Here is a 10,172-nt window from a genome sequence, read left to right as displayed (position 1 = left end):
GGGGTGGGTGGTCGGGCAGCTCCGGGCATGCGGGACCATGGGGGTGTGGTGAGAGAGAACGGCACGCCGCCGGAACAGTCCGCGCCGACCGCGCCCCCCTCGGAGACGGCATCGGCCGTTCCGGACGCCGACCGGGCCGAGCCCGCGACGAGCGTTGACGACGAGGGCGGTCAGCGGCAGCGGCCCAAGCTCAAGACCGTCCGCGACATGCTGCTCTCCATGGCCGTCATCACGGTCGGGGCGTTCTTCTTCTTCGTGCTCATGCCCAACGACCCGTCGCAGGACCCCGTGCGTCCCGTCGAGTACTCGGTCGAGGCCAGCTCCGCCGCACGCGCCGCGCCGTACGAGCTGGTGGTCCCGCAGCAGCTCGACGAGGACGAGTGGCGGGCCACCTCCGTGCGCTACCGGCACCAGTCCGACCACGGCGTCTACTGGCGCATCGGGTTCATGGACCCCGACAACGAGTACGTCGGACTGGGCCAGGCCGACGGCCCGGCGGGGCCGTTCGTGAGCGAGTTCTCCCAGGGCGCCCGGGACTCCGGCGAGACCGTCGAGATCGACGGCCGGGAGTGGGCCCTCTACAGCGGCAGCAAGTACAACGCCCTGGTGGCCGAGGACGCGGACGTCACCACCGTGGTGGCGGGTACCGCGTCGGCGGAGCGGCTCGAACTGTTCGCCGCCTCCCTGGCGCCGCACGAGAACCAGTAACCGACGGCGCCCCCGGGCGGCGCGTGCTCGCCGCCGGGCGCCACGGTCGTCTCCGGCCGCGCCCGCTCGGCAGGCAGTCTCTCAGCCGCCGCCCGCCGCCTCCTTGGCGGAGCCCTCCCCGCCGGAACCGGCCTCGCCGTCCTCCGAACGGGCGGCGTCCAGCCGGGCGCGGGCGCCCTCCAGCCAGTGCCGGCAGATCCGTGCCAGCTCCTCGCCGCGCTCCCACAGGGCGAGGGACTCCTCCAGGGTGGCGCCGCCGGCCTCCAGCCGCCGCACCACATCGACCAGTTCGTCCCGGGCCTGCTCGTACCCGAGGGCGGTCTCCGCGTCCGTTTCCGTCATGCCCGTCACCCTATGCCGGAGGGGCGACAGCGCCCTTGGCCACCACCGCCAGCTCGCCCTCGGCGACGCGGGCCCGCAGCTCCTCGCCCTCGGACACACCGGCCGCGTCGCGGACGACCGACCCGTCCGGGCGGCGCAGGACGGCGTAGCCGCGTTCCAGCGTCGCGGCGGGGGAGAGGGCCCGCACCCGGGCGACGGTGTGCCGGAGGTCGTCCGCCGCCCGGTCCAGCCGGTGGCCCAGCGACTGACGGGCACGCTGCCGGTACTCGGCGAGCCGCGCCTCGTGGTCGTCCAGCATCCGCTGCGGGTCGGCCATCGCGGGGCGCGACAGCGCCCCCACCAGGCCGCGCTCCTCGCGGTCCACGAAGGCCTCCGTCGCCCGCCGGGCGCGCTCCCTCAACTGGGCGACCCTGGTCAGCTCCTCGTTGACGTCGGGGACCGTCCGCTTGGCGGCGTCGGTCGGGGTGGACGCGCGCACGTCGGCGACCAGGTCCAGCAGCGGTGAGTCCGGCTCGTGGCCGATCGCGGAGACGACCGGGGTGACGCACCCGGCGACCGTGCGGACCAGCCGCTCGTCGGAGAACGGCAGCAGATCCTCCACGCTGCCGCCGCCACGCGCCACGATGATGACGTCGACCGCCGGGTCCGCGTCCAGCAGCCGCACCGCCTCGATCACCTGGCTGACCGCGTGCACCCCCTGCACGGCGACATTGCGGACCGCGAAGCTCACCGCCGGCCAGCGCAGCCGCGCGTTCTCCAGGACGTCCCGCTCGGCGGCGGACGCCCGTCCGGTGACCAGACCGATCCGGTGCGGCAGAAAGGGCAGCCGCCGCTTGTGCTCCGCGGCGAACAGCCCCTCGGCCGCCAGGGAGCGCTTCAGCCGCTCCAGCCGCACCAGGAGGTCACCGACGCCCACCGGACGGATCTCCGCGACCCGCAGCGACAACTGCCCACGCGGCGCGTACCACTCGGGCTTGCCGTGCACCACGACCCGCGCGCCCTCCGTGACCACGTCCGCGACCTGGTCGAAGACCGCGCGGTAGCAGGTGACGGTGATCGAGATCTCCTGGGAGGGGTCGCGCAGCGTGAAGAACACCACGCCCGCGCCGGGCCGCCGGCTCAGCTGGGTGATCTGCCCCTCGACCCACACCCCGCCCAGGCGGTCGATCCATTCCCCGATGAGCCGCGAGATCCTGCCCACCGGAACGGGGGCCTCGGCGGACGTCTGCAGAGCCATGGGCCCAGGCTAATGGTGAAAGCCGACACCGGGCCCGGGTCTTGTCCCGGCCGGGCCCTACCATGGGGACCATGAGCGCTTCCGCCCCCCGACGTGTCCTGCTCGCCGCCCCCCGTGGCTACTGCGCGGGAGTGGACCGTGCCGTCATCGCCGTCGAGCAGGCGCTGAAGCAGTACGGCCCGCCCATCTACGTCCGGCACGAGATCGTGCACAACAAGTTCGTGGTGCAGACGCTGGAGAAGAAGGGCGCCATCTTCGTCGAGCAGACGGAGGAGGTGCCCAAGGGCGAGATCGTCATCTTCTCCGCCCACGGCGTCGCGCCGGTGGTGCACGAGGAGGCCGAGCGCGGCAAGCTCGCCACCATCGACGCCACCTGCCCCCTCGTCACCAAGGTGCACAAGGAGGCCATCCGCTTCGCCAAGGACGACTACGACATCCTGCTGATCGGCCACGAGGGCCACGAGGAGGTCGTCGGCACCTCCGGCGAGGCCCCCGACCACATCCAGCTGGTCGACGGACCCAAGGACGTCGCCGACGTCGAGGTCCGCGACGAGTCCAAGGTGGTCTGGCTCTCCCAGACCACTCTCTCGGTCGACGAGACCATGGAGACGGTCGACGCCCTCAAGGAGAAGTTCCCGCAGCTGATCAGCCCGCCCAGCGACGACATCTGCTACGCCACGCAGAACCGTCAGACCGCCATCAAGCAGGTGGCCGCCGACGCCGACCTGGTGCTGGTGGTCGGCTCCAAGAACAGCTCCAACTCCGCGCGGATGGTCGAGGTCGCCGTCAACGCCGGCGCCACCGCCGGCTACCTGGTCGACAACGCCGGGGAGATCGAGGAGAGCTGGCTGGAGGGCGTCACCACGGTCGGGCTCTCCTCGGGCGCCTCAGTGCCGGACGTCTTGGTCCAGGAGGTCCTGGAGTGGCTGGAGGAGCGCGGCTTCGGGGACGTCGAGATCGTCCAGCCGATGCAGGAGTCGATCCAGTTCTCACTGCCCAAGGAGCTGCGCCGCGACCTGCGGGCCGAGGCCGCCGACAAGGTACGCGACAGCGCCTGACCCGTTTCACCGTTGGTGTTCCGCCCGCGTCGCCGAGCGGATGTGCCGTCGAACGGACCTGCCCTTGAACGGACGACGCCCCGCACCACCGCTCAGTGGTGGTGCGGGGCGTCGCCCGTTCGATCCCGTGCGCCGGCTGTGACCGCGGCTCAGCCCTGCCGCTGTGCCGCCGCCGCTGCCGAGCGGGCGGCTGCGGCGTTGCGCCGGCGCCGGATACGGCCCGCCATCACCATCAGCTGCCGCACCAGGGTGATGCCCACCGCCGCGAGGGTCCCGGCGAAGAGCCAGGGTGCTCCCACGGCCAGTTCGGTGAACAGCTCGAAGAGCCCGCCGCTGACGACCAGGCCGGCCGCGTAGGCGATCGGAGCCGCGACCGGGGCGCAGATCAGATCGGCCGGGCGTACCCAGGCGGAGACCGCCACGCAGGCCAGTACGTACAGGACGCCGTAGACGACGGGTGCGCCGCCCACCAGTCGGCAGAGCCAGCCGGTGGCGAGCATCGAGCCGACGGCGATCACCCCGCAGCCCAGGCCCGTCAGTCTGGGGCGGGGAAGCCGGGCGAGCGCCTCCAGCAGCGGCGGGCGCGGGCGCGCTCCGTCGCGGGGGCGGGGCCGGGCCGGCTGCGCTGCCGGGGCGTCGCCGACCGGGCGGGTCGGGGCACGCCAGCCGGTGCGGCGGCTGGGCGCGGCCGGGGAGGGCGGGTCGTGCTGGTGCTGTGCTCCACGGGCACCAACGTACGGCGCGTGGGGCCCGCGATGGCGCAATGGCGCGCCCGTTTCATCCCATTTGTCGATCAAGCGATGGAACGGAGAGGTGAGCATGGCACGAATGGCCGCCGCATAGAATGGGCCGTCGGCCCTGTCAGCAACCACCCGAACGGGAAGTCCCACGTGTCCCTCACGATCGGAATCGTCGGACTGCCGAACGTCGGCAAGTCGACCCTCTTCAACGCCCTCACCAAGAACGACGTGCTGGCGGCCAACTACCCGTTCGCGACGATCGAGCCCAACGTCGGCGTCGTCGGGGTCCCCGACCCCCGGCTCGACAAGCTCGCCGAGATCTTCGGCTCCGACCGGATCCTGCCCGCGACGGTCGACTTCGTCGACATCGCCGGCATCGTGCGCGGCGCCAGTGAGGGCGAGGGGCTGGGCAACAAGTTCCTGGCGAACATCCGCGAGTCGGACGCCATCTGCCAGGTGATCCGGGCCTTCCGTGACGAGAACGTCGTCCACGTCGACGGCAAGGTCTCGCCCAAGAGCGACATCGAGACCATCAACACCGAGCTGATCCTCGCCGACCTCCAGACCGTCGAGAAGGTCCTTCCCAAGCTCCAGAAGGAGTCGCGGATCAGGAAGGACCGGCTGCCGGTGGTCAAGGCCGTCGAGGAGGCCAAGGAGATCCTGGAGGAGGGCCGCACCCTCTTCTCCGCCGGTATCCGCCAGGGAACCGAGCGCGCCGAGCCGCTGCACGAGCTGCACCTGCTGACCGTCAAGCCCTTCCTCTACGTCTTCAACGTGGACGAGGAGGAGCTGACCGACGACGCCTTCAAGGCCGAGCAGCGCGCCCTCATCGCGCCCGCCGAGGCGGTCTTCCTCAACGCCAAGCTCGAAGCCGACCTCGGCGAGCTGGACGACGAGGCCGAGGCACTCGAACTCCTCCAGTCCGTCGGCCAGGAGGAGCCCGGCCTCGCCACCCTCGCCCGCGTCGGCTTCGAGACCCTCGGCCTCCAGACCTACCTGACGGCAGGCCCCAAGGAGTCCCGCGCCTGGACCATCGACAAGGGCGCCACCGCCCCCGAGGCCGCCGGTGTGATCCACACCGACTTCCAGAAGGGCTTCATCAAGGCCGAGGTCATCTCCTTCGAGGACCTGGTCGACTCCGGCTCCGTCGCCGAGGCCCGCGCCAAGGGCAAGGCCCGCATGGAGGGCAAGGAATACGTCATGCGCGACGGCGACGTGGTGGAGTTCCGCTTCAACGTGTAGCGGGTCGTAGACCACCACGTCTCTCGCGTGGCAAACATGCAGGTCAGATAGGGTCCGACCCTTCGGGGTCGGACCCTTGGTTTTCCTGTGCTGGGTCGCGCTGAGCTGGGATGGGGATGCCCGTGCTGGGTTTTGCCCGAGCGGGGCGCTGGCCGAGTGTGAAGGCGGTGCGGACGTGGCGCTTTTCCTACTCGTTTGACACAATCGGGTCATGGCTGAGACGACGTACAGCATCGGGGAAGGGCCGGCGACGCGGGTGAGCCTGTCACTGGCTGAGGGGACCGCGGAGGCGATTCGGGCTCGGGTGGGCAAGCGGGAGTTCTCCGCGTTCATCGCCGAGGCGGTCGAGCGTGAGCTGCGCGGGCAGATCCTGGACGAGTACCTGGCGGACTACGAGAGCCGCAAGGGGCCGGTCTCCGAGCCGACTCGTCAGCGGGCGCGGCAGGTCTTCGACGAGGTGTTCGCCGAGGAGGCCGAGTGGCCCGCCGCAGGCTGAGTCACGAGGGAACTCTGGTCCTCGACAGCGAGGGGCTCTCGAAGCTACTCGCAGACGACGAGCAGGTGGTGGCTCTGATCGCTGAGGCGCGCTCGCGCGGCATGGAGGTCGTGATGAGCGCGCTCACCATCATCGAAGCCGTCCCCGCCCGTACGAACAAGTCCCGCCTGAACTGGGTGCTCTCCGGGCTGCGGGTCGTCCCGGTCGGTGACGAAGAGGCAAGGGCGGCCTCGAAGTTGCTGATGAACGCCGGGTTGCACGGACACAAGTACGCAATCGATGCGGCCGTCGCCGAGGCCGCGCTGCGACAGCACCGCCCCGTGGTCATGCTGACTTCCGATATTGACGACATGGCCAAGCTGTGCGGCGACCGAGTCCGGCTCGTGGCGGTGTGATTTCCCCTAGGCCGACTTCCGCCTTTCGACGGTTGATCAGTGAGTGGCGGTGACGCTGCCAGTATTCGGCGGATCACCGGTTGCGGTAACCGGTGATCCGTCGCGTATGCCCGCATTGCAGGGCCGGCCAGCGAGCGGGCTCGCGCCTGCCGTGCCCAAGCCGCACGGTGCCGCGCCGAACTCGGCATGGTCACCGATGCGCTCGCGCAGCTCAGGGAAGTGCTGGACGTCGTACGCACCGCTGACAGCGACGTGAGTGAAGAAGCACTGGAGCTCCGGCACGACATCGGCATGCTGCTGCTCGCGCACAGGCGGACGGCAGAGCCCAAGGAGGTAGTGGAACCGCTCTATCAGGACGTCGTCCTGATCAGCGGTCCGGACGGCGAGTTGGCGGTCGAGAATCGCCGAGCGCTCGCGGCGATTCGGCTCGGCCTCGACAATCCTGGGCCGGAAGCCTGACGGGGCGGCCCGCCCCAAATGATTCAGCCGCTCATGGCCGCGGGTCGTGGTCGATCAGCTTCAGAAGACTCAGCAACTGCTTGGTCTCCGTCAGAGCCTCGGTCTTTGTCTCAGGGGGCATCCATGTCCCAGTGAGCCAGTTCGTTCTGATAGTCCTTGACGGCTGCTGGTCCGGTCAGTGCCCGGGGCGCAGGGGCCCGGCTCCTCGGAGTCGGGCCCCTGCGGCGTCCCCGGACCGGGAACGGCTGAGCCGGGCCGTGCGCGATCCGGTTCGGCTCGTCGCGGTCTGTTCTCCCCCCTGAGCGGTCAGTCGGCGGGCTTCTCGGCGAGGGTGTGGGCGACGAGGGCGTTGGCGTGGCCGTGGCCCATGCCGTGCTCGTTCTTCAGCCAGCCGACCAGTTCCATGTGCTTGGTGAGGGGAGAGGCGCGGATGAGGTCCTTCCACTCCGCGATCGGGCGCCCGTACTTCGCCTCGATCGAGGGGAAGTAGCTGGCGGGGCCCTTGGCCGGTCCGGTCATGGCGTGATCTCCAGGTCAGGTCAGGTCAGGTCAGGGCGCGGATGTGCGGGGGAGAGAACTGGACGGTGCGGTACTGCTGTTGCCTGGACGGTACTCGCCGAAAAACTGGACTGTCCAGTACTGTCGTCCGATATGAGCGGTACGGAGACACGGGAGCCGGGGCGGTCGGCCCGCAAGCACCAGGCGATCACGCGGGCCGCGACCGCCGTGTTCGTGGAGCGGGGCTATCCCGGCACCACCATGGACGACATCGCGAAGCTGGCCGGCGTGTCCAAGCAGACCGTCTACAAGCACTTCGTGGACAAGGAGACGCTGTTCGCGGAGGTCGTGCTGGCGACCACCGACCGGGTCGACGCGATGATCGACCTGGTCGCCGACGTCCCCGCCGACGCCGCCACGCTGGAGGAGAACCTCACCCGGCTCGCCCGCCGGTTCCTGGAGACGCTGACCCGGCCCGAGGTGCTCCAGCTGCGGCGGCTGGTCATCGCCAACGCCGACACCTTCCCCAAGCTGGGCACGGCCTGGTACGAGCAGGGATTCGAACGCGTCCTGGAGAGCCTGGCCGGCTGCTTCCGGAACCTGACGGCCGAAGGTCTCCTCCATGCCGAAGACCCACTGCTGGCCGCGAACCACTTCTCCGGCCTGCTGCTGTGGATTCCGGTGAACAAGGCCATGTTCACCGGCGCTCCCCGCCACACCGCCGCCGAACTGGACCGCTACGCCGCCGCCGGCGCCCGTGCGTTCCTCGCCGTCTACCGCTGACGGCGCACTGCGGGAGCGAGGTGGCCCGCACAGGAGCGCGGGGCTCCGCCAGCGGCGGACGGAGGGGTGATACCGCTCACAGCGCCACCGTGCCGTGGTGCCCGTCGGCGGACGTACGGGCCGGTCGGTTCCCCGGCCGTCCCCGCCACGGCCCGGGGGCTCAAGGGTGGCGCCCCGTCCCGTGGCCCGCCGGGTGGCGGCGGTGTCCGGTACCGGTACCCGCGGAGCGACCTGCGGTGTGGTGGACAAGTGCCGTCCGTTCGCGCACCGTTGATGGCGGTGTGCCTCCGGTGTCACGTGCGCACCATGACGTGCCGTCGACGTGGAGGGAACACGGGCAGCGTGTTGAGCCAGACAGTCTTCCGGTCCGACGACGTCCCGCCCGAGCACCGGAAGGAAGCCTGGCGCGAGTGCATCAGCCGGGCGCTCGCACCCATGGAGATCGTCGGTGGGGCGGACGGCGACTTCCACGCGTACCAGCGTCTCGTCCACCTCGACACGGTGTCGGTGTGGCCGGCGACGATGGACTCCTGCCACTACGTGCGTACGTCGAAGCAGGTCCGTCAGTCCGACCCGGGGAACTACCACATCACCGTGTTGCGCCCCGACTGCGGTGAGCTGCGGGTGGGGCACGAGGACCGGCAGACCACCCACCGCCCGTGCGACCTCTACATGCTGGACACCTCGACCCACGCCGAGGCCGATTCCAGCGACTACAGCGCACGGGTCTCCGCCATCGGCGTGGAGGTCCCCAAGCGGCTGGTGCCGTCGTTCGGGAGGGAGGGCCTGCGGCCGCTGCTGGGGCAGCCACTGTCGGGCCGCCACGGTTTCGGCGCGCTGTTCGCCCGGTTCGTCGCGACCGTGGCCGAGGACAGCGACATCTACGGTCCGGCCGACGCGCAGCGGCTGGAGACCGTGCTGGTCGACCTGCTGTCCGGCCTGGTCAGCCGTGAACTCGAAGCCGAGAGCGCGCTGTCGGCGGAGACCCGCGCCCGCAACCTGCGGATGCAGATCCGCTCGCACATCGACCGGCACCTGCACGACCCCGAGCTGACCCCCAGCCGGGTCGCGGCCGCGCACTACCTCTCCACCCGCCAGCTGCACCGGATATTCGAGGACGACGACACCTCCGTCACCGGCTACCTCCGCGAGCGGCGGCTCGAACGGGCGCGCCGCGCCCTCGCCGCGCCCACCCGGGCCGACATCCCCGTCCACGCCATCGCCGCCCAGTGCGGCTTCACCAGCGCGGCCCACTTCAGCCGGACGTTCCGTGCCGCCTTCGGCGAGACCCCGACCGACTACCGCAACCGGGCCGGCGTCTCCACCGGCACCCCGGGAGCCACCCCGCGAGGCACCCCGCTGGGGCCGCGGGTGGAGAGCGCCGGCCGGGCTGGCGCTGAGGGTCAAGCCCCTGGCGCCGGTGGTCAACGACAACCGGTCGCGGGCAGGTGATGATCGGCGCAGGGAGCGGACGCCGCAGCCGTGCCGAGGTGCGCTGGGGTGGGATCCCGCGCTGCGACCAGTCGCTGTGATGACGTGTTCTCGGCCTCCCGTGAGCGTGGGGCGGCAGCGGCGTTCGTTCCCTCGAACTCACTCATCCGGCCAGCCCTTCCAGGGCGTCGCGCAGCCGCCGGATCTCCCGCAGCCATGAGTTGTCCGGCCCGTCGTCGCCCCACAGCTCCATGAGCTCCGAGGACTCCCCGACGATCGCGTCCAGGGCGCGGACCGCGAGGGCGGGAAGGTCGGCCGACGGCAGCGGTACCGGCTGCTTCGGACCGTAGACGGGGTTCGCCGGGAGGCCCGTGTGGTGCGCCTCGACCAGCGCGGCGGCGGCCACCGCCTCACACCCCTCGTCGCTGTCCAGGAAGTCGGTGGCGGAGATCGCGTGCTCCAGCGCCCCGCGCACCAGTGACTCGCGCTCGCCGGGCGCGCAGTCGTCGAGCCGTCCGCCGAAGTCGGCCGCCGAGTCGTTGTCGAAGGCGCCGATGTCCCAGGTCCCCATGTCCGTGCCCTTCGTTCGCTTGCGAGGATCCGGATCCTGCCACCCACCACCGACAGCGGAACGTGGTCCGGCTGCCCGGTCAGCGGCGGCGGGGGACCCCGGGCGAGAGGCGGTACGACGGCGCCGCGCCGCCGCCCGGTGCGGGCGGCGGCGCGGCGTGGTGGCCGGGTGGGGCCGGTGGTTCGTCTCCGGTGAGCGCGAAGGCGCCGGAA

General features: G+C 71.1%; 13 protein-coding genes. 8 read left to right on the top strand and 5 right to left on the bottom strand.

Annotated features, from left to right (window positions below; genetic code table 11):
* The coding region (locus tag E0D90_RS06025) for a DUF4245 domain-containing protein (RefSeq protein ID WP_227870022.1) at positions 1-708 on the top strand (708 nt) is incomplete at its 5' end.
* 81 nt (positions 709-789) lie between these two features.
* Here the strand turns inward: E0D90_RS06025 and E0D90_RS06020 are convergent.
* Positions 790-1,050 carry an exodeoxyribonuclease VII small subunit gene (locus E0D90_RS06020; protein WP_130796879.1) on the bottom strand — a complete coding sequence of 87 codons (261 nt, stop codon included), beginning with the start codon at positions 1,048-1,050 and terminating at the stop codon, positions 790-792.
* Positions 1,051-1,060: 10 nt separating this feature from the next.
* A complete protein-coding gene (gene xseA, locus E0D90_RS06015; RefSeq protein WP_130796878.1) occupies positions 1,061-2,287 on the bottom strand; it encodes an exodeoxyribonuclease VII large subunit in 1,227 nt (408 codons plus the stop codon).
* Positions 2,288-2,349: 62 nt separating this feature from the next.
* Here xseA and E0D90_RS06010 point away from each other — a divergent pair, with 62 nt between their 5' ends.
* Positions 2,350-3,345: a 4-hydroxy-3-methylbut-2-enyl diphosphate reductase gene (locus tag E0D90_RS06010; RefSeq protein WP_130796877.1), complete on the top strand. Its 996-nt coding sequence runs from the start codon at positions 2,350-2,352 to the stop codon at positions 3,343-3,345.
* A 149-nt stretch (positions 3,346-3,494) separates the two neighbouring features.
* Here E0D90_RS06010 and E0D90_RS06005 read toward each other — a convergent pair whose 3' ends face one another.
* Complete coding sequence (locus tag E0D90_RS06005) at positions 3,495-4,142, bottom strand: DUF6542 domain-containing protein (RefSeq protein ID WP_227870021.1); 648 nt, start codon at positions 4,140-4,142, stop codon at positions 3,495-3,497.
* A 93-nt stretch (positions 4,143-4,235) separates the two neighbouring features.
* On the opposite strand from E0D90_RS06005, the gene ychF reads away from it, so the two are divergent.
* The 4 genes from ychF (at position 4,236) to E0D90_RS05985 (ending at position 6,677) form a co-directional block, all read left to right on the top strand.
* The gene (ychF, locus tag E0D90_RS06000; protein ID WP_130796876.1) at positions 4,236-5,327 is read left to right on the top strand and encodes a redox-regulated ATPase YchF; all 1,092 of its coding nucleotides are present in this window, start codon (positions 4,236-4,238) and stop codon (positions 5,325-5,327) included.
* 211 nt (positions 5,328-5,538) lie between these two features.
* Positions 5,539-5,823, top strand: a complete 285-nt coding sequence (locus E0D90_RS05995; RefSeq protein ID WP_130796875.1) for a hypothetical protein — start codon at positions 5,539-5,541, stop codon at positions 5,821-5,823.
* Complete coding sequence (locus E0D90_RS05990) at positions 5,805-6,218, top strand: DNA-binding protein (protein WP_130796874.1); 414 nt, start codon at positions 5,805-5,807, stop codon at positions 6,216-6,218. Before E0D90_RS05995 ends, E0D90_RS05990 begins: the two co-directional genes overlap by 19 nt.
* A gap of 186 nt (positions 6,219-6,404) precedes the next feature.
* On the top strand, positions 6,405-6,677 hold the full coding sequence (locus E0D90_RS05985) for a hypothetical protein (RefSeq protein WP_174856150.1): 273 nt from the start codon (positions 6,405-6,407) through the stop codon (positions 6,675-6,677).
* Between the two features lie 306 nt (positions 6,678-6,983).
* Here the strand turns inward: E0D90_RS05985 and E0D90_RS05980 are convergent, their stop codons facing one another.
* A complete protein-coding gene (locus tag E0D90_RS05980) occupies positions 6,984-7,196 on the bottom strand; it encodes a DUF4287 domain-containing protein (RefSeq protein WP_130796873.1) in 213 nt (70 codons plus the stop codon).
* 132 nt (positions 7,197-7,328) lie between these two features.
* Here E0D90_RS05980 and E0D90_RS05975 point away from each other — a divergent pair, with 132 nt between their 5' ends.
* Both E0D90_RS05975 and E0D90_RS05970 read left to right on the top strand, forming a co-directional pair.
* Entirely contained in the window at positions 7,329-7,958 is a 630-nt protein-coding gene (locus tag E0D90_RS05975) for a TetR/AcrR family transcriptional regulator (protein ID WP_130796872.1), read from the top strand.
* Positions 7,959-8,300: 342 nt separating this feature from the next.
* Complete coding sequence (locus E0D90_RS05970) at positions 8,301-9,410, top strand: helix-turn-helix domain-containing protein (protein ID WP_130796871.1); 1,110 nt, start codon at positions 8,301-8,303, stop codon at positions 9,408-9,410.
* Between the two features lie 142 nt (positions 9,411-9,552).
* On the opposite strand, the gene E0D90_RS05965 is transcribed toward E0D90_RS05970, so the two are convergent.
* Positions 9,553-9,960, bottom strand: a complete 408-nt coding sequence (locus tag E0D90_RS05965) for a DUF4259 domain-containing protein (protein WP_130796870.1) — start codon at positions 9,958-9,960, stop codon at positions 9,553-9,555.
* Positions 9,961-10,172 lie beyond the last annotated feature (212 nt).

It is taken from the genome of Streptomyces otsuchiensis (assembly GCF_004305975.1).
GTDB classification, from domain to species: domain Bacteria; phylum Actinomycetota; class Actinomycetes; order Streptomycetales; family Streptomycetaceae; genus Streptomyces; species Streptomyces otsuchiensis.
This window is presented reverse-complemented; position numbering and strand designations above follow the sequence as displayed.